Origin of the sequence: Parasphingopyxis sp., from assembly GCF_028279465.1 — a bacterium.
Taxonomy (GTDB): Bacteria; Pseudomonadota; Alphaproteobacteria; order Sphingomonadales; family Sphingomonadaceae; genus Parasphingopyxis.
This window is the reverse complement of record NZ_JANQNS010000019.1, coordinates 38468-62832: the sequence shown is the minus strand read 5'-3', so window position 1 is coordinate 62832 and position 24365 is coordinate 38468. Positions and strand designations below refer to the sequence as shown.

Below are 24365 nucleotides of genomic sequence, written 5' to 3'. Positions count from 1 at the left end.
TATTGCTGCAATCCTCTTGGCGACGGCGGGGCTGGGCTGCGCTCTGAGACGGGAAATCGAGACGGGGAGGAACAGTCCATGACCGCGAGAAAACAAGGGCGGAAACTGATTCGGCGCGCGGCGTTTGTCACAACGGCCATGGGAGGGCTCCTGACGTCCCAGCCGCTATGGGCGCAGGTCGATAGCGGAGGCAGCGCGGATGTCACGACCAACTCTCAATCGAACAATCCTCCGATTATCGTAACGGCCTCGCGCCGCGATGAAACGCTGGCGGAAATCCCACAAGCGATCAGCGTGCTCGGCGATAACGTGCTCGAGGATGTGAATGTTGACGACCTATCAGGATTTGCCGCCTACGTTCCCGGATTGGAAACGCAAGCCTTTTCGCCAGGCCGCAACCGGATCACAATTCGAGGCATCTCGCCCGATGAGCAAACCGGCGTCACCACCATCAGCTACTATCTCGACGAAATTCCATTGACTGCCGCTGGCCAGCGCAGTCAGACGACCGTGCGTCTCTACGATATCGAGCGTATCGAAGTCCTGCGAGGACCCCAGGGCACGCTTTATGGCGAGGGAGCGATGGGCGGCACGATCCGGATCATCACCAACAAGCCCGATACCAATGATTTCGAAGCCTCAATGCTGGCCGATGGTCATTTCGTTGATGGCGGTGAGTTCGGCTGGATTCTGAACGGCATGGTCAATGTGCCGATCGCGCAGGACGTATTTGCGGCACGGGTTGTGGTCCAGACGCGCGAAACGCCGGGTTGGATTGACAATGAACTGTTGACGATCACCAATTCGTTTTTGCCGCCGCCGGACCGCTATTCAACCGACCGGACAATCGAGGACGCAAACAGCTCGACCAACACATCGGTTCGGGCGGCGCTTCGGTTTACGCCGGTTTCCGATCTGACGATCGATCTGACCTACATCTATGACGAACTCGATGTCGACACATCGAACATCGCCAATATCGATCAGCGTAACCACCGGGATCTCGGATTGCGTCCGAGCACGAGCGATACCGAGTTGTTCAATATCACGATCAACTACGACTTCGAGGCCTTTTCCGTGACGTCCGCCACGTCGTTTACGGATCGTGATACCACACAAAGAGACCCGCAAGAGCCGTTCCTGCTGGGTTCGCCTTTGGTGACATCGAACTTTATCGATCAGCAGTCGATGAGCGAGAGCCTGACCCAGGAACTGCGCATCGTTTCATCCCCCGAAAACCGCTTCCGCTGGACGATCGGCGGCTATTATCGTGACGGCAAGGTGCAGGAAAGTTTCGTTTCGACGGGTTTTGTGCCGCTACTCGGTGGCACCACGGAATTCTTTTCCTTTGCCAATCGCTCGGACTTCGAAACCTTTGCGCTTTTCGGTGAAGCGGAATTCGACATCACCGATGCGCTCACCGTGATCGCCGGCGGGCGCTGGTTCCACGAGCGCGAAGAGCTCAACAATACTTCCGCCCGCAATGCGAGCGGTTTTACGCCAAGATTCACCATACGCTTCTTCCCCACCGAAGAATTTATGACCTACGCCACCTATTCGGAAGGCTATCGGTCCGGCGGCTTCAATGCCTTCGCAGGGCCGCCGACCTTCGCGCCTGATACGACAGAGAATTTCGAAATCGGCGGACGGTACACATCGGCAGATGGAAGCCTCAGCATCGGCGGTGCAATCTACCATATCCAATGGGACGACATGCAGTTCATCCAGCTCGATGCGGGCGGTTTTTTCACCTTTGTCGGCAATGCCAACGAGGCGTCGAGCACCGGCATCGAGCTTGAGGTCGATTATCGCTCCGACTCTGGTTTCTGGGTGCGCGCTGGCGGCAATTACACCGACGCCCAGCTGGAGTCGGATGTGTTTGGTGGTCTTACCGGCGTCATTCCTGAAGGCCGTGAACTGCCCGCTGTTCCAAGCCTGCGCCTCAGTGCGATCGTCGGTTACGACTTCGATATTTCCTCTGATCTAACGCTCGGCCTTTCAGCAGGCGTCACCTATACAGATGATCAGGAATCCAAGCTGGAGGAGGGCGGTGTCGCAACCGATCCGCTGTTCGGCAACATGTTCGTGATCGGCAGCAGCATCCCATCCTATGCGACAGGCACATTGCGGGCTGAGCTTAGGAACGACACATGGTCCGCTGCGCTGTATGTTAACAATATCTGGAACGAGGACGCGGTTATCGCGAACGACAATTTCCTTCCGACGTTCGGGCAACCTCTCTATTATCTACAACCGCGAACTGTAGGAATGCAGCTGGGTCTTCGTTTTTGATACAGCGCGGCTGGAGTGGAAGCGGCAAAGCGGGCGCATCGCCCGCTTCTGCCTTCCGCTCTTCTGCAAGGTGACCCGATGAATGGCTGACGCCCACACTGAAACTCGAACACACAGCAGGAGCGGCCCGACAATCTGGTCGCTCATCGCTTTTGGCAGTCCGGGCGTCGCTGCGACACTGCTGATCTCACCGGTCTACAGTATATTACCCACCTATTATGCGATGAATACGAACGTCACGTTGGCGCAGATCGGTGTCGTCTTCCTCGTTGCCCGCATCGCCGATGCTTTCACCGATCCGCTGGTTGGCGTACTGTCGGATAGGACCCGGTCTCGGCTCGGCGCTCGCCTGCCCTGGATGATAGCCGGGGCGGTCATGGCCGTTCCGTCAGCTTTCCTGCTGTTCCTGCCGCCGGGTAATGCCACGGCGATCTATTTCTTCATCTGGTCGTTCTTGGCGATGTCCGCCTGGACGTTGCTCAGCATCCCGCACAATGCCTGGGCGGCAGAGTTGACCGATGACTATGACGAGCGATCGCGGATCTTCGGCATCAAGAACGCCATGGCGACATTGGGCGGTTTCGCCTTCTTCCTGCTGCCGCCGATCCTTGCGCCCTTTACCGGAACGACAGAGATCGAAGGCTCGGTCATGCTGGCCTTTGTCATCGTCTTGGCCGTGTTGATTCCACTCTCGGTTGTTTGGGCATCTTTCAAGGCTCCAATCAAAAGCACCGAGACGAAGGCTTCGATGCCGCCTTCGTCGCTATGGACGGTATTTCGCTCATTCAAGACAAACAAACCGTTCGTCAATTTCTTCGCCGTCTCAACAATCTCGGGCATCGCCGTAGGCATGACCTCGACACTGTCGTTCCTCTACATCCAGGACTATATGCAACTGGGCGCCTACTTCTTTGTTATCGGCGTATTGGCGCCGGTCGTGGCGATCATCTCCGTGCCGTTCTGGCTGCGGGTGAGCCGTCGGTACAGCAAGCACAAAGCGTGGTCTGTCGGGATGGGCATAAGCGGCAGTCTCGGGCTTTTCATATTGCTGCTCGAGCCGGGTCCACAGGCCTTAATTCCATTGCTTGTGCTGACCGGCGTGTCGGCGGTGATGCAGGGCGCCCTTATTCCGCTGCCGCCATCGATATTGGGTGATGTCGCGGATTATGAGGCGTGGAAGGAAAACACCAACGCCACGGGCAATTATTTTGCGATCCTTGTGCTCATGGCCAAGGTCACGGCTGCCGTCGGCTCCTCGCTGGCGCTGCTGATTAGCGGTGCGCTTGGATATATTCCCAATACCGATTCCCCTGAGGCATGGGCACTGCTGATCCCGCTAGCCGTCATACCATTCTTTCTGCAAATGATTGCGGCCGTCATATCCTGGTATTTCCCAATCGATCGCCGGCGTCAGGCCACTATCGCCAAGCGGCTCGAACAACGAAAGAAACGCGCATTGGCGGCAACCGTCTCATGACACAGCCAGACGCGGCCGACCTTCAGGTACGCATCGAGCTTGCTGCGAAAACCGCTCACGTTCCGGGCCTGGCATTCGCCGTAAGTCTGACGGGCGAGATGGTTTCGGCGGCAACCGGTGTGGTAAATATCGAAACCGGCGTCGAAGTGCTTCCCGACAGCCTATTCCAGATAGGGTCGATCACGAAGAGCCACACAGCAACGTTAGCCATGCAGGCGGCGGAAGACGGGCTAATCGATATCGACGCGCCGGTCAGCCAGTATATTCCCATACAACTGGGAAGGGGGCCTGAGGCAGGACCATTCACTGCACGGCAGCTGATGGCGCATATCAGCGGTCTGGACGGCGATCTCTTTATCGATACCGGGCGGGATGACGATGCGCTTGCACGGCTGATGGTGCTTTGCAAGGATCTCGATTTCCTGACCGCGCCCGGCCGTTACTACAGTTACTCCAGCGCTGGCTATGCCATTCTTGGCCGGATGCTGGAGGTTGTGTACGGCCAGAGCTACGAGCAGATACTCAAGGACCGGCTTCTCGATCCGATAGAGGCCACTCGCTCGACATGCTTTGCCGAGAACGCCGCGTTTTGCCGCACGTCCGTAGGCCATGAAGTCGATGAGGACGGGAAAGCCAGGGTGGTGTCACTCACCCTGCTGCCGCGCGCCATGGGAGCTGCCGGGCTGTCGCTCTTCTCGACCGTCGAAGAACTGATCGCCTACGCGAATGTGCATATTTTCGGACATGACGTACTCAACAGGGCGTCCGCAGAGGCGATGCGCGCGGTCCAGACCGAACTGCCGGATGGCAGCGAATGGGGACTCGGCTGGAAAGCGATCCGCAACGGTGGCACGCGCTTTGTCGGCCATGATGGCGGAACGATCGGACAGGCTGCCGCTCTCTGGTTTGTGCCGGAGCACGAACTGGCCATCGCCATGTGCGCCAATGGCGGCGATACGCAGCATGCCTGGCAAGACCTGGCCTATCCGATTTTCCAAGAGGTTTGCGGCGGTGTGCCCGAGCCGGACATTCCGGAACCCGTCAAGAATGTCGCCGACCTGTCCCGCTATGTGGGTGTCTACGACAATATCGGCGTGACGATGCATGTCACGGCCGAAAGCGATCGACTGAAGGTGGTCGCAAAATCGAAATTCTTCGGTTTCGACGATGTCGTTTTTCCTCTCCACCCGATCGGGGAGGGACGTTTCCGTTGTGAGCTGTACGGCAACGACAAGATCGTCAACGCGTTTTTCGATCCTGACGAACAGGGCAGGCCAGCGCTCTTTTACGCGGGCCGCCTGCATCGCCGTGTCGACGGAGCCGTTGTATGATCGCGCGAAACAGTGCCGAAGAGCTGCAGGCGGTGCTGGACGCGGCCTGCGCGGATGGCCGGATCGATGCCGGCTGTCTGGCGATTGCAGGGCAGAGTGGCGAACATGCCTGTGTCGCTGGTCGTGCCAATGTCCCCGAGGATATCGCCGCGACGACCGATACAGTCCTCCATATCGGCTCGATCACCAAGCTGATCACCGCGGAACTGATCTGGCGGATGATAGTTGACGGCGCGCTCACGCTCGAAATGCCGGTGATCGAGGCCGCGCCGGAACTTGCCCATATCGAAACGCTCCGGGATAGCGCAATCACCATCGGCCAGCTGCTCAGCCATACCGGCGGGCTCGATGGCGATGTGATATTCGAAGTCGGCCGGGGTCCCGACGTGCTGCGCAAGTTCATGGCGGAAATCGACGAAATCGGATCACTCTTTACGCCTGGCGACCGGTTTTCCTACGCCAATGTCGCTTACAATATTCTCGGCCGCATTCTCGAGGTACGCGGCGGCAAGGTTTACCAGGATGCGCTCGGCCGGCATTTGCGGGAGGATTGTGGTCTCGCACACATAGCTATTCTGCCTGAAGACAAGATTCGGATGCGCACGGCGGTGCACTTCTCGACGATCGATGGCGAACTGGTGCCCAGCACGTTCGGACCGAATTCGAACATCGCTTCGGGCGCGGTTTTGGCGATGAGTATGCCCGATCTTGCGCGCTGGGGCGTTGGCCTGCTGGACAATGCAGAGCTGGTTGAAGGGCTGACGACGCCAGTCATTGCATTGCCGCACAATTATCGCTTCGAAGGCTGGGGCTATGGCGCGATCTTGCTGGACGGGATGGGCAGCCGGTTATTCGGTCATGATGGCGGTACCGAGGGCACCAGCAGCTTCCTCAGGATCGCCCCCGAGCAGAAAACTGCCTGGGCCTTCGCCGCTACAGGCGATGCCGTGCTCGCCGTCTATCGTGAACTCGAACCACTGCTGCGCGAGGCATGTGCAGTCGGCTCCGCTCCGGACCGCCGCCCTGCGGGCGAAGCCCCAACCGATCTCTCCATCTATGAGGGCTGTTACCGGCGTCATGGCATGCGGTTTCGCATCACAGTCGGCGAAGAATCCACGCTTTTGCTGCGCGCCGATGGCGATGCAACGCCGCCGGTTCTTGACGGGCTGGTCCTGGAACCGCTCGACCGTTCGATCTTCGAAACGCGGGTCGGTGAACTTGGCGCGCCGACCTGGCTCTCCTTTCATGAATTCGACGATTCCGGCGTTCCGCAGCTCTTTTTCGTTATCGAACGGATGGCGCGTCGAACCGGCGAGGCTGCGTCATGAAAGTCTTTTGCGCTGTCATGATCCACGAGACGAGCCGCTTTTCGCCGATCCCGACCGGCCTTGAGAATTTCCGTGAGGCATTTCTGTATCTGCCTTCTACCGGTGAGGGTAGCGATTGGCGCAGCCAAACGCTCGATGGCGTAAACTGGGCGGAGATATGGGAAGCGCGCGGACATAAGCCGGCGTTCGGCTTGCTGGCAGGCGCCCAACCGAGCCGCCCGATGGGGCGCGAAAACTATGCCAGGCTCAGGACGGAAATGCTCGACGCGGTTGCGGCGGCCATGCCGCTCGATGCCGTCGCGCTTTTCCTTCACGGCGCGCAAGTCGCAGAGGGAACCGACGATTGCGAAGGCGATCTGCTGGCGGCGATCCGGGATGTCGTCGGCCCGTCCGTGCCCATTGGCGTGAGCTTCGATCTGCATGGCAATGTGTCCGATACGATGATCGAGAGTGCCGATATCGCGCTGGCCTGTCTCGAATATCCGCATATCGATTTTGGCGATCGGGCGGAGCAGCTTGCCGGCCTGTTGGAGCGCACCGTGGCCGGCGAGATCAACCCTGTGCTGACGCGCCAGCGCGTACCGATGCTCGGCACATATTACACGACAGAACCGGCGATGCGCGAATTGGTCGATGCGGTAAGATCGCTGGAAGGCGAAGACAATATATTGGCCGTCAGCCTGACCCACGGCTTTGCCTGGTCCGACGTTGCGGATTGCAGCGCGAATGTGATCCTGTGCACGGATGGTGAAACGCCAAAAGCCAAGGCAGTGCTGGAGGATATCGCCAACCGCTATTTTGCCATGCGCGATACGATCCGGGCGGAGCGGATGAGCGCCGAGGACGCGATTGCCGAGGCGATGCGCACTGAAGATGGGCCGGTCATTATTGCCGATACGACCGACAATCCGGGCGGCGGCGCGGCCGGGGATTCGACCTTCCTGCTGCGCGCTCTGCTCGATGCCGGAGCCAGCGATGCCGCGCTGGGCATGCTTTGGGATCCCATGGCAGTGAGATTCGCACTGCGCGCTGGGCCGGGCGCACGGATGGCATTACGCATCGGCGGCAAATGCGGTCCCGGATCAGGCGCTCCGCTCGATGTCGAGGCGGAGATCGTCGCCGGCCGCACCGATGCCACGCAATTGGCCCAAGGCATGGATATGCCGCTTGGCGATGCAGTGCTGATCAAAGTGGATGGCATCTCCATCGTCCTCAACAGTCTGCGCAACCAGGTTTTCGATCCCGCCTGTTTCGAGGCGTTCGGCATCGATCCGCGTACGCAGAAGATTGTCGTAGTTAAGGGTCAGCAGCATTTCCACGAGGCTTTCGCGCCCTTCGCAGCGCGCATCATCTACGCGACACCGCCCGGCGCAGTGAGCATGGATTATCGCGCCATGCAGTTCGAACGGATTCCGCGACCCATCTACCCGCTGGACGAGCCTCCCTTCGATGCGTTTGGCCGGAACTGGAGTGCATGATGAGGATTTTCACTGCCTGCTTCGCCCATGAATCGAGCGCCTTTTCGCCGATCCCGACCAGCATCGAGAATTTCCGCGAGGGGTTGCTACACCGTCCTTCACGCGGAGAGCTGGTGCCGATACGTCTGCAAGCGATCGAATGCGCATTGACCGCAAAAGCGACAGAGCGCGGTTATGATGTCGTTGAAAGCATCGGGGCGGCGGCGACACCGAGCGGGCCGACAATCCGTGCCGATTTCGAAGCGCTTCGCGACGAACTGCTGAGCGATCTGCGCAAGGCGATGCCGGTGGATGCGGTCGCCCTGTTCCTGCATGGCGCTCAGCTCGCCGAAGGCTATGACGATTGCGAAGGCGAGATATTGCGGGCCGTACGCGAGATTGTCGGGCCAGAGGTGCCGATCGGCGCCGAGATCGATTTGCATGGCAATATCACTGAAGCGATGATGGCCCACGCGACGCTGATCATCGCCTGCAAGGAATATCCGCATACCGATTTCCTCGAGCGCGCTGATGAGTTGCTCGATATTCTCGAAGCAACGGTCGCGGGCGATACGAAGCCGACGGCCGCCTACTGCAAGCTGCCAATGATGGGGCTTTTTCACACAACGCGCGAGCCGATGCGCGGGCTGGTCGACCGGCTGATGGAGATGGAAAAAGAAGCCGGCATACTCTCGCTGTCAATCGCGCATGGCTTCTTCTTTGCCGATACGCCGCATGTCGGCGCCGCCGTGATCGCGGTGACCGATAATGACATGCCTCGCGCCGAAGCGCTGTGCCGCGAGATCGGCTCTGAATTTTTCGCTCTGCGCGATCAAGTCGCTGCGCCGACGACGTCGGTCGCGGATGCCTTCGACGAGGCTGCCGCGCATGAGGACGGCCTGACGATAATTGCCGATACGGCGGACAATGCTGGCGGCGGAGCCGGCAGCGACTCGACCCATTTACTGCGCGAACTGATCGACCGAAAAACAGAGAATGCGGCGCTCGGCATGATCTGGGATCCCGTGGCCGTGGATTTCGCCTTTACCGCCGGTGTCGGTGCCAACTTGCCCTTACGGATCGGCGGCAAGGTTGGTCGATATTCCGGTGATCCCGTGGATGCCGAGGTGACGGTTACAGCACTTAACCCGGCGCTTTCGCAGATTTCTTTCGGTTATGAACAACCCTTGGGTCGCGCGGCGGCGGTCCGCCTGCACGGCATAGATGTCGTGTTGTCCGCGGCGCGCGAACAGACGCACAGCCCCGAATGCTTCACCGGTTTGGGCATTAATCCAACGACCAAGCGATTGCTGGTGTTGAAATCGGCACAACATTTCCATGCCAAGTTCAGTCCCTTGGCGGACCGGATTATCTATGCCGTGGCCCCCGGGGTCACAAGCCTCGATCTCACCACCTTCACATATAAAAACGTACCGCGGCCGATCTGGCCGCTCGATCCCGAAGCCACATTTGCAGGCTAAGAAATTGGAGCGCGCCGATGCCAATGCCCGATAGCGATGAAGTCCGGTCGACCCTGTCGCCGATCATGGAAAAGTTCGCCGTACCGGGCATGGCGGTAGCGGTGTTTTCCGGCGAAAAGCGCGAAGCGCTGGGGCTTGGCGTGTGCGATCTGGAAAAAGGGGGCACCGTCGGTCCCGATACCAGTTTCCAGCTCGCCTCTTGCAGCAAGGCCTATACGGCGACGGCCGCAGCAATCCTTGTCGATGCGGGGGCGATGACCTTCGATGATCCGGTGCGTCAACATCTGCCTGAATTCCAACTGCATGACGAGCGATTAACCAGCCTTGCAACTTTGCGCGATCTCCTGTCCATGCGTCTTGGCTATCGCGGCGAAGGCATCTTGAACTGGGGTCGCAATCTGGAACTCGGCGTCGATACGATCTTCGAACGTATGCGCTATCTTGAGCCGATCGCCGGCTTTCGCGAACTCTTCACCTACCTCAACCCGGCATACACGCTGATGTCCGAAGTGATCGCGCGGGTCAGCGGTAAACCCTTTGCCGAATATCTGAAAGAAGCGATCAGCGATCCGCTGGGCCAGAACAGAACCTTCATTCACGAAGGTTGCTATGTGCCGGACAAATCTCACGCTTTTCCGCATGGTGAATTCGACGATGGCGTCGCACCGATCGGCATGGCGCAATGCGGCGGCCAAATCGGTGAGAGTTGTGTCTATTCGACCGCCAACGACGCGGCGCGCTGGATGGCCTTCCATCTCGGCAAGGGGGAGGCCGATGGAAAGCGCATCGTTTCGGCAGAGGCGATGGCGGAAATGCACAGACCCCATGTCTACGCACCTTCCGTGCCCGCGCTCGATAATCATTTTCTTTCCTATGGGATGGGTTGGCAATGCCGCGATACGCCCAACGGCCCGGTATTGCTGCACGAAGGCGGCGAGTTCGGCGTATCCACCTTCACCATGCTCGATCCACTGCGTGACAATGGCGTAGCCGTGTACGCCAATCTCAACAGCAGCGCGGCCGTGAAAGCGAGTACCTATACCATGATCGACAGGCTGGCCGAGCGCGAACCGCGAGACTGGTCGTCATTGTTCGACACGCTGGTAAAGCAGGAACGCGATGGCGTGAGCGCATATTACGAGAACCAGCTGGCGGAATACGTCCAGGACACCCCTGAAATCTCCGATATACTCGGCAGCTATTTCCATCCTGCCAATGGCGTCATCGATATCAGCCAAGGCGAGAATGGAATCGACATGCGGTTGCGCGATGGCTGGGTTTACGACTGCGTTTTGGAGCCGGCCCAGGAAAATCTCTTCCGCGGCCCGTTCCGCTTCTCCGGAATGCAGGCATTGGCGAGAGATGGTATGCGGGTGCGCTTCTTTTCGGATGATCAGGGGCCTGCGCTTTTTGCCGCCGGTTTTGGCGTCGCTCGTAAAGTGTCCGACGCTACTGCATAATCGGCAACAGGATATGTGAGGGATAGCGGTCGCTATGGTGGACCATGTTGTACGCGACCTCGAAGTGGGTTTCGTCGAAATTCCGCCCGCCTGTATTCATGTTGCGATCGAAGCGCGGGAAGTTGCTGCTCGACACTTCGATCCGAATCCGATGCCCCGGGCCGAAATGATTGGCCGTAGCCTGGAGATCGACTTCGGCCAAGCATATCTCTTCGGACGACAGGAATACCTCCCGTTCGAAGCCCTCGCGATAGCGCAGCCGCAATATGCCTTCCAGTACGTTGAACGCCCGACCGTCAGGATAGACATCGACCAGTTTCACGGTGACATCGGTATCGGGCGCTGAGGACGAGACGTAAAGGCGTGCCTTAATCGGCCCGACCACGCTGATGCCCTGCTCCAAAGGCGGAGTGGAATAGACTAGAACATCCTGCCGCGATTCGATTAACCGCTGATCGAATGCGCCCTCCAGTTTGCTTTCCATCATACAGGCTACGGGGCCGCCATGGGACGGTACCGGATCGGCTGGATCATAGACGAAGGAATCCGGCGCTTCTTCGCCCGGCGGATCACGGGAAAGGCAGCCATCGCCGTGACGTGAATTGGCCCCTCCACCGCTGTGCAGATACCAATTGACAAAGGTCACGCCGTCGGGCGGCCAGTTATCGGCGCTTTCCCATGCCTCCCGGCCCATCAGATAATATTGCACGGGCGGCAGATCATCGAGTGCGTCACGCTGCCCGTTCAACCAGCGGTCGAACCATTTGTCGTAAAGCGCCTCAAACGGGAAATAGGCATTGTCGAATGCGCGTTCGCCGATAACGGCCTGTTTGCCGATCATCTCGAACTTGCAATGGTCCGATGGCGAAATCACCACGAACTGGTTGTCCCGCGCCTCGTCCGACACCGCATTGTCTAGGAACAGGTTGAACGTATCGAGCGTCTCAGCGACGCCATAATCATACCAGGAATTGATATGCAGGCACGGCGTGTCGATCTTCTCATCACCCTTCAGATAGCCGAACTGATCCCACCAGGGATCGTCGAGCGGCCGTGTCATCACATCGACCCAGTCGGTGGGCGGTCCGCCGGCGGCTTCCATCAGCGTCTTTGTTGGCAGATGTGCGCATAGCGCATTGAGATCGATCGGTAGCGGATCGGGCTCCAGCCGGAACAGGCCCGCGCCGATACGGAGCTTTTCCGAGGTCAACTCACCACGCGGATGATAATAGGCCTTCGAACCCGACGTATACATCCAGCCAGCCATCTGAGCGAGCTCCATGGCGCCGCCATTGCGCGTCGCTGCATAAGCGTATCGTCCGCCCGCCTTGCCTAGTGCGCCGCCGGCGGCATGGGGGCAGTAGGCGACGACATTCGGGTTGCGCATCGGCGCGTGGCGGATCTGGATTTCGCCGAGATAGGAACAGCCGAACATCGCGACCTTGCCGCTCGACCAGGATTGCCCGATCAGCCAGTTCACCGTGTCTTCGGTATCCAGCACATCGCCGCCGCCGAACAGATAATCGTCTTCGGATTCGAACTTGCCGCGCTTGTCCTGCACCGCGACTGCAAACCCCTTGCGGGCAAAAGCGAGCGGGCCCGGCTTGTTCGGTAGTTCCTTGCGCCATTTGCGCTTGTCATAAGGTGTGCGGACAAGGACCGTACCGAACGGCCCTGCGCTCTCAGGGGGGAAGTAGAGGTCGGTGGACAGGCGAATCCCATCGCGCATCGGCACCAACACGCTGCGTTCGATGCGAACATCGTCCGCCATCTTATGTGTCAAAATCCACAGTCCGGGTGTGTACGGTCACCGGCTTGGTGCGGCCTCTTTACCGACCTTGCCATTGGGTTTCTTGCCGCGCCTCTTGGGTTTCGCCTGCGTTTCTACCGCACTGCTTTCCCAAGCATCCTTGCGAATGGCATGGGTGCAGACGAACAGGATGCGCGCCGGCTCGTCGCTCAGTGAGATCATCGCATGCGGCATGGTGCTGTCGATATAGACGGAGTCGCCTTTCTCCATCCGTAACGGTTCGTAATGTTCGGTGTGAAGTTCGGCCACGCCTTCGAGGATAATCACAAACTCCTCGCCGCGGTGTACGGCAAGCTCGCCATATTCCTCAAGCGACCGTGGTTTTACCGTCGCGATGGTCGGCACCATATGCTTGTTGGAAATGTCGGTGTTCAGATACTCGTAGATATAGTTTTTGGTCTCTGTGATCGCACCCTGTCCGGCCCATGTAACGCTGCGGCGCGCGGTGACGACAGGCTGGGAGTCGACGTCTTGACTGCCGGAAACCAGCTCGGTCAGATTGATGCCGATGGCTTCGCTGATAGTGATCATCCGCGAATAGCTGAGTTTGACGATATTGTTCTCGATCTTGGAGAGCGTCGAGACGGATATTCCAGTGCGGTCGGCTACATCCTGTAAGCTCATCTTGCCCGCGAGCCTATGCCGTTTGATCTGTGGTCCGATATCTTCGACTTTAGACACGCCCAATCACGCCTCCACCTGATGTTGCTCCGGTCCACCGACCGTCGGATCGGATAATAGCAGGGCCTGCTGGCTTTTCCAATTTTTTCTTGATTGGAAAAAATTATCCATTATTGAATATTTCTGATCTTGCTAGGCGGTCTTCATTTTTGGATGAGCGGACCGGTCGGCCTATTCGGAAGAGCCGTAATGAGCAGCCTCGACAGTCTTCGTGACAAGCTCGCCACAGCACACAGATGGGCGGCCGAATTCGGTTTTAGCGAGGGCATCGACACTCATCTAAGCGTACGCGCCAGCGCCGAAACGATGCTGGTAACGCCGTTCGGCGTGCACTGGTCGGCCATGCAGCCAGACTATCTGATCGAAGCACGATTTGACGGTTCGGTCATAAGCGGGGCGTATGAACTCGAGCGATCCGCCGCCTGCATCCACGGTGCGATCTACCTCCGCCACTCGGATACCGGCGCGGTGCTCCACTCTCACATGCTGCATGCTACCGCCATTGCCTGTATTGAAGGCGGCACGGTCGAAATGATTCATCAGAATTCGGCGCGTTTCGCGGACCGTATTCACTACGACCGCGCCTATTCCGGGGTCGCCTTTCCGCAGGAGGAAGGCGAGCGCATCGCCGAAGCGGTGTCTCAGGCGCCCATTGTGTTTCTCCAGAATCATGGCGTTATCGTAACTGGATCCGGCATCGAAGTGGCGTTCGACGATCTTTATTATCTCGATCGTGCTTGCCGGCTCCAGGCCATTGCCGCCGGCCTGGGTTCACCCGCAATCGTGCTGCAGGACGAAACGCTAGCCAAGACAGCCGAGCAGATCGAAAGCGTTCGTGAGCGTAATGCGTTCGCCCATTTTCGCGCCCTACAGGACGTATCGGCGTTGCGCGAAGTCGGCCGCGCTCCCACCTCCGACAGGATATTGGCCCATGGCGACGATTGAAATCCGGACCGTGAAATTCACCGCAATGGCGGACGGGGATGAAGAAGATTATCGCCTGTCCGAAGAGCTGATCCAGAAATCGACGGTCCTGACCGATTTTCCGGTCCGCCTGCTCGATCATCTCAAGCTACTCTCCGGCCATACGTTCGGTTACAAGGTGGACAGGCTGACCCACAGCCTCCAGACCGCTTCGCGCGCGATGCGCGACGGCAGGGACGATCACTATGTCGTCATGGCCTTGCTGCACGACATCGGGGATGTGCTCGCGCCGCATAACCATGACGCTGTCGCCGCGGCCATATTGGAACCCTATCTGCCCGAGGATTATCACTGGATCGTCCGGCATCACGGCATTTTCCAGGGCTACTATTACTTCCATCTCGATGGCCTTGGCCGAGATCGCCACGCCCGGGAGCGGTTTCGCGACCATCCCTGTTTCGATGCTACGGCTGAGTTTTGCGAACTCTACGATCAAAGCTCCTTCGACCCGGGCTATCCGACGCTACCTCTTGATGCGTTCGAGGATAAGGTGCGCGCTGTGCTGTCCACGCCATGGGCAGCGCCCTAGGCGGATGGCCCGGCGCGCCGTGCATATATGACGTTTCGATCCCGCTTTTCGGCCTTTGCGTTGGCCCGCAACGCTCTCACCGGCCATCGCAACTGGCAGGCGCAATGGCGCTCTCCTGAGCCCAAAGCAGCCTATGACGCGATCGTGATTGGCGGTGGCGGTCACGGCCTCGCGACCGCCTATTATCTCGCGAAGAACCATGGCCTGTCGAACGTCGCGGTTCTCGAAAAGGGCTGGCTCGGCGGTGGTAACACGGGCCGCAACACGACGATTATCCGATCAAACTATTTCTTTCCTGAAAGCACACGCTTCTACGATCTGGCGCTCAGGCTCTATGAAAATCTCGCGCATGAACTGAATTACAATATCATGTTCAGCCCGCGCGGCGTTCTGACGCTGGCCTTCACGCGCCACGATATCGAGTTTCAGCGCCGCTGGGTGAACGCCATTCAGATGACCGGCGTCGATTCCGAGTGGTTGACGCCTGCGCAAATCGGCCGGTGCGTTCCCGCCATGGCGATAGAAGGCGGGCGTTTTCCGGTGCGCGGCGGTTTCTTACAGAAGCGCGGCGGCATCGCGCGCCATGATGCAGTGGCCTGGGCTTATGCGCGGGCGGCGGATGCACTCGGCGTCGATATCATCCAGAATTGCGAAGTGACAGGCATCGCCTCGAAAAGCGGACGCGTAACCGGAGTCGAAACCAGCCGTGGCGCGATCCGAGCGAAGAAGGTTGCGATTGCTGTTGCCGGTCACAGTTCGCGTCTGGCCGAGTTGGCGGGTTTCCGCCTGCCGCTGGAGAGCGTGACATTGCAGGCTTTCGTCTCCGAGCCGATCAAGCCCGTGCTCGACCTTGTGATCATGGCCGGGCATGTCCATGTCTATCTATCCCAGTCCGACAAGGGCGAACTGGTGATCGGTGGCGGGACCGACGCCTATCCTTCCTTCACGCAGCGTGGCAGCTACCCCTCGGTCGAGCAGACCGTGGCCGCGATGCTGACGCTATTTCCGTCTTTCAGTGCGCTCAAGATGATGCGGCAATGGGGTGGGATCGTGGATATTTCGCCTGACCGCAGCGCGATCATCGACCGCACGCCGATCGACAACCTCTACATCAATTGCGGCTGGGGAACCGGCGGCTTCAAGGCGATTCCGGCCGGTGGTTGGGCGACGGCCCACCTCATGGCCACCGGCGAGCATCATGCGCTATCTGCCCCGTTTGGGCTCGGCCGCTTCGCCCGCGGCATATTGATCGATGAGGGCGCCGCAGCCGGCGTCGCGCATTAGGACCGGGCGATGCTGATCATTCCCTGCCCCTGGTGCGGCGCGCGCGACGAAAGCGAGTTCGCCTATGGCGGCGAGGCGGATATCGTCCGTCCCCCTGCTGAGGTGAGCGACGCAGCTTGGGCGGAATATCTCTATGTGCGGGACAATCCGCGCGGCAAGAATCGCGAGCTGTGGTTTCACCGTGACGGCTGTTTCCAATGGTTCGTGCTCGAGCGCGATACCGCGACCAACGAGTGCCTCTCCGCGCACAGAATCGACCCGCCTGGAGAGGAGGGATGAGCGGTGGTCAGTTTCGCCTTGCCGAGGGTGGCCATATCGATCGTAACCGGCTGATCGACTTCCGCTTCAATGGACAAAACTATCAGGGTTTTGCTGGAGATACGCTGGCCTCGGCCCTGCTCGCGAATGGCGTGCATTTCATCGGACGCAGCTTCAAATGTCATCGTCCGCGCGGGATATTCGCAGCGGGGCCGGAAGATCCCAATGCCTATGTCACGGTCGCGCATCGGGACGGCTCGAACACGACCGAACTCGCTACATGTGTCCCACTGAAGGCCGGTCTCGTGGCGTCCAGCCCAAACGCCTGGCCGTCGCTGCGCTTCGACATCGCGGCCTTGGCCGACCGTTTTCGCGCGCTGATGCCGGCGGGCTTCTATTACAAGACTTTCATGCGGCCGAGCTGGATGCTGTTCGAAAGGCCGATCCGCCGTGCCGCCGGAATCGGACAAGCGCCGGAGTGCGCGACCGCTCAGGTCCATGGCCATCGCCATCTGCATTGCGATGTGCTGGTTGTCGGTGCCGGGGCGTCCGGCTTGCTGGCGGCGCTTGGCACGGCTCGCGATGGCGCTGAAACACTGGTCGTCGAAATGCGCGACCGGATCGGCGACGGTCATGATGAAGCGTTGAATGAACTGCGGTCACTGGGTGCACAGATCCTGACCGGTACGATGATTATCGGCCGGTTCGACGATGGTTTCCTGATCGGATTATCCGGCGGGCAATTGCTCAAAATTCGTGTGGGCCGGACGATCCTCGCCACCGGCGCCACGGAACGCGCGCTGGTTTTTCCGGACAATGACCGGCCCGGCATTATGCTGGCCGGCGCTGCGCGGCGCTATCTTGAAGACTATGCGGTGCTGCCCGGCGCGCGCATCGTTCTTGCGGCAAATAATGATGCGGCCTGCGAAGATGCACTGGAGCTAGCTCGCGCCGGAGCAACAGTTGCCGCCATACTCGATATGCGGCTCGAGCCATCTCAAACTATCGGCGAGGCTGCAACTGCCCTTGGCATAGAATTGCTGGCAGATGTTCGCATCCTGCGCACCTATGGCCGCCATCGCATCAAAAGCGTCAAATTTTCCATTGCAGGCAGGCCCGCCCGGATGCTCCATTGCGATGCGCTGCTGATGTCCGGCGGCCTATCGCCCAATGTGCAGCTCTATTCGCAAGCGGGTGGTACGCTCACCTATGATGAGGCGAGGGATCGCTTCCTGCCTGTAGCATCGGCAAGCAAAGTTGCGGTAGTCGGCCGCGCAGCCGGCGCAGGCGATGCCGCGCTCTGGCCCGGTCGCGCAACAGAAATCGCCCCGTCCCAGCGCCGCCAATGGGTGGATTTCCAGAATGATGTGACGGTGAAGGATATTGCGCTTGCGGTGCGCGAAAACTTCGTCTCGGTTGAGCATGTCAAACGCTATACGACGCTCGGTATGGCCCCCGATCAGGGCAAGGTTTCCAATATGAACGGGCTTTCCGTGCTGGCAGATGCCATCGGACGCAAGCCCGGCGAGATCGGCACGACGACCTTCCGGCCGCCTTATGTCCCGCTCGACTTTGCGGCAATTGCAGGCACGCATCGGGGTGCGGATTTCATGCCGGCGCGAAAGGTGCCGACCCATGACCGTCAAGCTGAAGCCGGCGCCATCTTCGACGATTACGGCCCCTGGACAAGGCCAGCGGTCCTGGCGCGCAAGGGCGAAACCGAGGCCGTGGCGATCAATCGCGAAGTTAGGGCTGTGCGGAATAGTGTCGGCATTATGGACTATTCCTCGCTCGGAAAAATCGAGCTCATCGGCCCGGATGCGGCGCATTTTCTCAACCGGCTGGCGGCGACCAATCTCGAAACACTGAAGGTCGGGCGGTGCCGCTATAACCTGATGCTCAATGATCAGGGCGTCATCATGGATGACGGCATCATATCGCGGCTCGGCGAGCGGCATTTCCTGGTCCATACGACCAGCGGTGCGGGCACGCGTATCCTCCACCATCTGGAGGAATGGCATCAATGCGAATGGTCGTCGGATCGCGTGCATATCGTTGATGTGTCGGATGCCTGGGGCATCGTGCTGGTCAGCGGTCCTAAAGCGCGCGAGCTGATCGCACGATTGCCGCTCTGTATCGATCTTTCGAATGCGGCCTTTTCGCACATGACCGTGCAAACAGCCGAGCTATCGAGACGGCCGATCCGCATCCACCGCGCCAGTTTCACTGGCGAGATCAGTTACGAGATCGCCGTACCCTGGGGTGTCACCGCTTCCTTATGGGATTGCCTGATAAGATCTGGAGAGGATCTCGGCGTGAGCCCTTTCGGCTTCGAAAGCCTGCAGGTGATGCGGACCGAAAAGGGCTATCTGCATGTTGGGGCGGATACCGATGGTACAACCCTGCCCGACGATGTCGGCTATGGTGCGATGGTTCGGCGGAAGAAGGCGGATTTTGTCGGCAAACGCAGCCTCGAATTTCAGGCCGCGCAAGACCCGGCAAGGTTCCAGTTTGTCGGGCTGGAATCGGATAGTGCGCTGCTGCCGATCGGCGGGAGCCTTGTCGATCGCGCTTCGATGCGATCGCCGGCTGAGCTGCAGGGCTATGTCACATCGAGCGTATTCAGCCCGACGCTGGGCCGTCCGATCGCGCTGGGCTTGCTGGCTCGTGGACGGGCGCGTCTGGGTGAGACGGTCGGCGTTTATGATAGCGGGCGCTGGACGCAGGCGCGCGTCGTCGCACCGCATGCCTTTGATCCCGAGGGGGAGCGCCAGAATGGCTGAGTTTCGCTATGCGCCGGTTCTCGCTGCCAAAAGCAGGGAAGCTGCGCCCCATAAATCCCTCTCGGCAAAGCCTGAGCACAGCATGTTCGAGCTGTGCATTGATCAGGCACGGTCATCTTCGATGGATAGTATCAAAGGAGCATTTGGTCTCACACTTCCCGAAAAACCGCTGAGTTTTACGCAGTCCGACGTTTGGCGGGCTTTGTGGGTGCGCCCATCGCGCTGGTTGCTCGTATCGTCGGAGCCGATGCGTGCGCGGGACCATGCCGAATTGGGCGAACGCCTCATGCGAGACGGCCATGCGCTGGTCGATGTGTCACATCGATCGGCATGGTTTTCGATCACGGGCGGCGATGCTGTTGAGCTATTGAGCGCCGAAACAATTCTCGATCTGCGGCCGCGCAGCTTCGCTCCCGGCAGCGTAGCGCGTACGCGCTTTCACGATCTTCCGGTCCTGTTGTGCCGGAATGCAATGGAAGATTTCGATTTGTTCGTCGGACGGTCGCACGCGGTAACGGTTTGGCGCTTGCTGAACATTGCCGCTAGTCGCATGCAAAAAGCTGCGAGCGATTCCGAAACGCCTTGAATTCCAGCGCATTGCCGCTGGGATCCGTAAAGAACATCGTGGCCTGTTCGCCGGGTTCGTCTGCGAAGCGAATATTCGGGGCGATTTTCCACTCGATGCCCGCAGCCTCAAGCCGCTCGCACAGCGTGTGAAAGGCCTCCCAATCCAGCACTACGCCGAAATGCGGTACAGGCACATCCCGACCATCGACCGTGCCCGAGGCCGGTCTAGGCTGCTCCGCTTCGTCCAGATGCGTGACGATTTGATGCCCAAAAAAATCGAAATCTATCCAATTGCGATCGCTGCGTCCTTCCGGGCAGTTCAGTATCTCGCCGTAAAAGTGCCGTGCCTCGGCGAGATCGTTTACTGGAAAAGCCAGGTGAAAGGGCGGTAGTTCAGCCATGAACACGGTCCTTTTCCGGTGATTTCGGCACGGTATATGCGCGGCGGTGCGCGAGTGCTGCAATCTTCTCTCTCGCATGATCGACCGCGCTCAAATCCAGCGTCGCAATTACGACATCCGGGCTGTCATCCACTGCCATGGCGACAACATGGCCCCAAGGCGAGACAATCATCGAACGGCCCCAAGTGACGGCGCCTCCCGCATGCTCACCGCCCTGCGCAGCGGCGAGAATATAGGAACCGGTCTCGATTGCCCGGGCGCGCAACAAGGTCTCCCAGTGCGCCTTGCCGGTCTGCGCAGTAAAGGCTGCAGGCACAGCATGCATGACGGCACCGGCCATCGCCAGATCGCGATAAAGTTCGGGAAAGCGGATATCGTAACAGATGCTGAGCCCCAGCCCGCCCCATGGCGTGTCCGCGACCGTAGCAATTGAGCCGGGCACATAGATATCGGATTCGCGATGCATCTCGCCATTGTCCAGATGGACATCGAAGAGATGAATCTTGTCATATCGTGCAGAGATGCCGCCTGTCGGATCGATCAAAAGGCTGCGATTGGCGCAGCGCCCGTCCGTTGTTCTGACAACTACAGAACCCAGCAATATCCAACGCGCATGGTGCGCCGCGCGTTCGCGCATTGAAGCAACAAATAAGTCATCCACTTCCGCACATGCCGAAGCGCGCAGCATAAAGCTGTCCCGCGCCATCATATTGCAGGTTTCGGGCAATATGATCAGATCCGCACCGGTTGCCATTGCCTTTTCGACGAGCGGCAGCGCATGATCACGCGCGGCGATTATCCTGTAGGGCGTTCTCAGCTGAACCAGCGCAACCTGACACATGGTGCCGGTCATTCCCGGACCTCTATCACGGCGTCGACTTCGACCGCATAACCGGACGGAAGTCGATACACGCCCACGGTAGATCTGGCATGGCGCCCTCGATCGCCGAACAGCGCGACCATCAGATCCGAACAGCCGTCCATCACAAGCGGCAGTTTATCAAAATCGGCCGCACACTGCATAAAGCCGGCCAGTTTGACGATTTGGACCAGCCGTTCGAAATCGCCCTCGCAAGCAGCACCGATCTGGGCAGCAATATTCAGCCCGCAGAGCCGGGCGGCCTGCTGGCTCGTTTCTATCGATAGCGTATCTCCGACAATGCCGCGCACATCGTCGTTCGGACCTTTGGATATCTGACCGGCGATATGGACGAATGGCCCGGACCGGATGAATGATCGGTAGTTGGCGGCGGGTGGAGAGGCCGGAGGCAAGGACAGGCCCAAAGCCTGCAACCGCTTGTCGAACTGATTCATAATATTGCGACGCCATCCGATGCCGATCGATTCGATATTGCATGTATAGAAAATATTTTCTAATTTGGAAATATTCTAGCGCGCGTCATCAAGGGGTTCCGAATGCTGCGAAAGCCGTATCTGGCTTTTCTGGGTGATGCGCCATCGAGCGTTACGGCAAAGACCGCGCTTGGCGTCCGGCAGTGGTGCCCCGACGATATCGTCGGACAATGGTCCTTGCCGGGATGCGGCATCGATCTGGACCTGCCCGAAATGACGCCGGGGCAGGCCCGGGCGGATGGTGCGGCGTCGCTGCTGATCGGCGTTGCCCCCCGTGGCGGTAAGCTGCCGGAATCATGGCGCGCCCATCTCGTCACTGCAGTCGAAGCGGGGCTTGATATTGTCAGTGGGTTGCATGATCGACTGAGTGATATTCCGGAGCTGGCCGAAGCGGCAGCACGGACGGGCCGTGCGCTGCATGATGTCCGGCATAACGATCGCAGCTTCGCGATAGCGTCAGGACGGAAACGCGCAGGCAAGCGGTTGTTGACCGTCGGGACCGACTGCGCGCTCGGCAAGAAATATACCGCATTGGCCATTGCACAAGCGATGCAGAAGCGCGCTATGCTGGCGGATTTTCGCGCGACCGGGCAGACCGGCATTATCATTGCTGGCGAAGGTATAGCCATGGACACGGTCGGCGCCGATTTTCTCTCCGGCGCCGCAGAAGCCCTGACACCCGATGCCGCCGACGACCATTGGGACATTATCGAGGGGCAAGGCTCACTGTTCCATCCGGCCTATGCGCCGGTGACGCTCGGTCTTGTCCATGGCTCGCAGCCCGACGCGATCATCCTCTGCCATGATCCCGCCCGTGCCGCTGTCACGGGCTTCCCCGATTACCCGCTGCCGTCATTGGCCGAAGCCGCGAAGGCTTATGTCTGTGCGGCGCGATTGACCAACCCAGCCGCCCGGATCGTGGCGGTGAGCCTCAATACATTGGAGCTGTCGGATGAAGCCGCCCGGCAGGCAGCGTCCGATGCCGAAACGGAATTGGGCGTGCCCTGTTTCGATCCATTGCGCTTCGGGATCGACGCCGCGATCGATGCGATCGCCGCACTATGACGAAAGGATGAAAAGAATGGATAAGGCAATTGTCGCCGGCGTGGACATGGTGAAGTTCGTCAAGCCCGGCACGCAGGAGCCGTTTCGCGTTATGGCCGCCAACGCCATTCGCGGCGCGCTGGCCGATGCCGGGCTGGAGTCCGGCGATGTCCAGCAGGCCTATGCCAGCTATATCTACGGCGATTCCACCTGCGGTCAGCTGGCCATGTACGACGCGATCGATACCGGCATTCCGATGATCAACGTGAACAATGCGTGTGCGTCAGGCTCCACTGCAATCTATATGGCGCGGCAGGCGGTCGAGTCTGGTGTGGTCGATTGTGCCCTGGCGTTCGGTTTCGAGGAAATGCAGCCCGGCGCGATTGATTCCGCCTGGACAGATCGCGAAGCGCCGATCATGCATACGGCCAACGTCCTCAAGAAGTTCGGTTATCCGGACGGGCCGGGCGCGGTTCCCTATTTTGCCGCCGCCGGAGATCATTACCTCAAAAAATATGACGCCAAGCCTGACATCTTTGCGAAGGTGGCGGTGAAAACTCGCAGCCATGCGATCCACAATCCCTATTCGCTTTTCACCAAACCGCTGACCGTAGACGAGGTGATGGGCGCACCGGTTATCTATCTCGATTATATCACCCGCTACATGGCCTGCCCGCCGACATGCGGCGCCGCGGCTGCTATCATCGTTAGCCCGGCTTTCGCCAAGAAACATGACATAGGCCACGGTGTCGAAATCGTCGCGCAAACCATGGCGACCGATACACCGGCATCCTGGGACAATCCGATGAACGCCGTCGGTGCGGACATGGCGCGGCGCGCATCTGGGCAGCTCTACGAACAAACAGGTTTCGGCCCGGAAGCGGCCCAGGTCGTCGAGCTGCATGATTGTTTCACGATGAATGAGGTCGTGACCTACGAGGCGATCGGTCTGTGCGCCGAAGGTGAGGCCACGAAATTCATAGAGGATGGCGACAACAGCTATGGCGGCCAATATGTCGTCAATCCGTCCGGCGGCCTTATGTCCAAGGGCCATCCGATCGGCGCGACGGGCCTTGCGCAGTGTTTTGAACTGGTCCAGCAGCTCCGCGGCGCGGCTGGCGATCGACAGGTGCCCGACGCAAGAATCGCCCTCCAGCACAATCTGGGTCTGAGCGGCGCGGTCGTGATGACATTTTATCAAGCCGCTAGCTGAGTCCCTGTTTCTCAACCCGCTTTCCCTGTTCCGCTCGCAGATTTCCCTGTTTTCCTGTGCAGGGAAATCATGGCGAAAACAGCAGAGTTCTTGGGACCGTGGCGACCCCTGGAGCCAATTATCCTCCAGATTACACAAAATTCCCTGCAAATTCGCGCATATCAGGGAAATCGCCGCCAGAGACCGGTTCGCTCCAGACTGCGTCGTGCACCACCCAGTCTATTGGATATGTGGTGGCACCGATTTATCGTTGACCTCAGACTCTCTGCGACGTTTTACTCAGCAGTTTCATCGGCGGAAATCATGCCGACAATGGCCGCTCGCAGTGGCCGATAAAAAAGAAGAAAGTGGTGTTCGCTCGGGGTGAAGTCAGCACAGTTAGCAAACCGGTTTGAAAGCGGACCTCAGCTTCTCAATCGGATGAATATGCCACCACTTATCGGGTCGGCACTGGAGTATTCGCCAGTTTCCAGAATTTGCATGGACGATTCTTCTCGGCTGTTGCTGCGACTTCTTGTGGATACGCAGTCAAGAATGGAGCAACGCAATTGGCGTCGTCAGTTGGGTGGGGCCCATTCATCCCTTGATCCTCCGACGTTCGCTTTCCGACTATGGACAGATCGGTGACTGCC

General features: G+C 59.3%; 20 protein-coding genes. 15 read left to right on the top strand and 5 right to left on the bottom strand.

What is annotated here, in order from left to right; translation table 11 throughout:
• The first annotated feature begins 78 nt into the window (after positions 1 to 78).
• From Q0974_RS15710 to Q0974_RS15680, 7 genes are all read left to right on the top strand, one after another.
• Positions 79 to 2292, top strand: coding sequence for a TonB-dependent receptor (locus Q0974_RS15710; RefSeq protein ID WP_299329544.1), 2214 nt, complete (start codon positions 79 to 81; stop codon positions 2290 to 2292).
• An 82-nt stretch (positions 2293 to 2374) separates the two neighbouring features.
• A complete protein-coding gene (locus Q0974_RS15705) occupies positions 2375 to 3769 on the top strand; it encodes an MFS transporter (protein WP_299329542.1) in 1395 nt (464 codons plus the stop codon).
• The gene (locus tag Q0974_RS15700; RefSeq protein ID WP_299329541.1) at positions 3766 to 5100 is read left to right on the top strand and encodes a serine hydrolase; all 1335 of its coding nucleotides are present in this window, start codon (positions 3766 to 3768) and stop codon (positions 5098 to 5100) included. Before Q0974_RS15705 ends, Q0974_RS15700 begins: the two co-directional genes overlap by 4 nt.
• Positions 5097 to 6428, top strand: coding sequence for a serine hydrolase (locus Q0974_RS15695; protein WP_299329539.1), 1332 nt, complete (start codon positions 5097 to 5099; stop codon positions 6426 to 6428). Before Q0974_RS15700 ends, Q0974_RS15695 begins: the two co-directional genes overlap by 4 nt.
• The gene (locus Q0974_RS15690; protein WP_299329537.1) at positions 6425 to 7906 is read left to right on the top strand and encodes a M81 family metallopeptidase; all 1482 of its coding nucleotides are present in this window, start codon (positions 6425 to 6427) and stop codon (positions 7904 to 7906) included. The genes Q0974_RS15695 and Q0974_RS15690 overlap by 4 nt, the downstream gene beginning before the upstream one ends.
• Positions 7903 to 9366, top strand: coding sequence for a M81 family metallopeptidase (locus Q0974_RS15685; RefSeq protein ID WP_299329535.1), 1464 nt, complete (start codon positions 7903 to 7905; stop codon positions 9364 to 9366). Before Q0974_RS15690 ends, Q0974_RS15685 begins: the two co-directional genes overlap by 4 nt.
• Before the next feature lie 17 nt (positions 9367 to 9383).
• Positions 9384 to 10826, top strand: a complete 1443-nt coding sequence (locus Q0974_RS15680) for a serine hydrolase (protein WP_299329533.1) — start codon at positions 9384 to 9386, stop codon at positions 10824 to 10826.
• On the opposite strand, the gene Q0974_RS15675 is transcribed toward Q0974_RS15680, so the two are convergent.
• Complete coding sequence (locus tag Q0974_RS15675) at positions 10816 to 12597, bottom strand: CocE/NonD family hydrolase (protein WP_299329531.1); 1782 nt, start codon at positions 12595 to 12597, stop codon at positions 10816 to 10818. The two genes, Q0974_RS15680 and Q0974_RS15675, sit on opposite strands and share 11 nt — an antisense overlap.
• Positions 12598 to 12633: 36 nt before the next feature.
• On the bottom strand, positions 12634 to 13317 hold the full coding sequence (locus Q0974_RS15670) for an XRE family transcriptional regulator (protein ID WP_299329530.1): 684 nt from the start codon (positions 13315 to 13317) through the stop codon (positions 12634 to 12636).
• A 189-nt stretch (positions 13318 to 13506) separates the two neighbouring features.
• Between Q0974_RS15670 and Q0974_RS15665 the strand changes: the two genes are divergently transcribed.
• Genes Q0974_RS15665 through Q0974_RS15640 form a run of 6 tightly spaced genes read left to right on the top strand, consistent with a single transcriptional unit; the run spans position 13507 to position 19741 of the window.
• Positions 13507 to 14262: a class II aldolase/adducin family protein gene (locus Q0974_RS15665; RefSeq protein ID WP_299329528.1), complete on the top strand. Its 756-nt coding sequence runs from the start codon at positions 13507 to 13509 to the stop codon at positions 14260 to 14262.
• Positions 14249 to 14830, top strand: coding sequence for an HD domain-containing protein (locus tag Q0974_RS15660; protein WP_299329526.1), 582 nt, complete (start codon positions 14249 to 14251; stop codon positions 14828 to 14830). Before Q0974_RS15665 ends, Q0974_RS15660 begins: the two co-directional genes overlap by 14 nt.
• A gap of 27 nt (positions 14831 to 14857) precedes the next feature.
• The gene (locus Q0974_RS15655) at positions 14858 to 16114 is read left to right on the top strand and encodes a sarcosine oxidase subunit beta family protein (RefSeq protein WP_299329524.1); all 1257 of its coding nucleotides are present in this window, start codon (positions 14858 to 14860) and stop codon (positions 16112 to 16114) included.
• 9 nt (positions 16115 to 16123) lie between these two features.
• Positions 16124 to 16393 (top strand): sarcosine oxidase subunit delta, encoded by a 270-nt coding sequence (locus Q0974_RS15650; protein WP_299329523.1) that lies wholly within the window; start codon positions 16124 to 16126, stop codon positions 16391 to 16393.
• Positions 16390 to 19155: a 2Fe-2S iron-sulfur cluster-binding protein gene (locus Q0974_RS15645; RefSeq protein ID WP_299329521.1), complete on the top strand. Its 2766-nt coding sequence runs from the start codon at positions 16390 to 16392 to the stop codon at positions 19153 to 19155. The genes Q0974_RS15650 and Q0974_RS15645 overlap by 4 nt, the downstream gene beginning before the upstream one ends.
• Positions 19148 to 19741 carry a sarcosine oxidase subunit gamma gene (locus Q0974_RS15640; protein ID WP_299329519.1) on the top strand — a complete coding sequence of 198 codons (594 nt, stop codon included), beginning with the start codon at positions 19148 to 19150 and terminating at the stop codon, positions 19739 to 19741. Before Q0974_RS15645 ends, Q0974_RS15640 begins: the two co-directional genes overlap by 8 nt.
• Here Q0974_RS15640 and Q0974_RS15635 read toward each other — a convergent pair.
• From Q0974_RS15635 to Q0974_RS15625, 3 genes are read right to left on the bottom strand one after another with little or no spacing between them, the layout of a single operon-like run.
• Positions 19698 to 20123 carry a VOC family protein gene (locus tag Q0974_RS15635; RefSeq protein WP_299329517.1) on the bottom strand — a complete coding sequence of 142 codons (426 nt, stop codon included), beginning with the start codon at positions 20121 to 20123 and terminating at the stop codon, positions 19698 to 19700. The two genes, Q0974_RS15640 and Q0974_RS15635, sit on opposite strands and share 44 nt — an antisense overlap.
• Positions 20116 to 20976, bottom strand: a complete 861-nt coding sequence (locus tag Q0974_RS15630) for a carbon-nitrogen hydrolase family protein (RefSeq protein WP_299329515.1) — start codon at positions 20974 to 20976, stop codon at positions 20116 to 20118. The genes Q0974_RS15635 and Q0974_RS15630 overlap by 8 nt, the downstream gene beginning before the upstream one ends.
• Positions 20973 to 21437, bottom strand: a complete 465-nt coding sequence (locus Q0974_RS15625) for a RidA family protein (RefSeq protein WP_299329513.1) — start codon at positions 21435 to 21437, stop codon at positions 20973 to 20975. Before Q0974_RS15625 ends, Q0974_RS15630 begins: the two co-directional genes overlap by 4 nt.
• Before the next feature lie 102 nt (positions 21438 to 21539).
• Here Q0974_RS15625 and Q0974_RS15620 point away from each other — a divergent pair, with 102 nt between their 5' ends.
• A complete protein-coding gene (locus Q0974_RS15620; protein ID WP_299329511.1) occupies positions 21540 to 22541 on the top strand; it encodes a DUF1611 domain-containing protein in 1002 nt (333 codons plus the stop codon).
• 16 nt (positions 22542 to 22557) lie between these two features.
• A complete protein-coding gene (locus Q0974_RS15615) occupies positions 22558 to 23733 on the top strand; it encodes a lipid-transfer protein (RefSeq protein WP_299329509.1) in 1176 nt (391 codons plus the stop codon).
• The last annotated feature ends 632 nt before the right edge of the window (positions 23734 to 24365 follow it).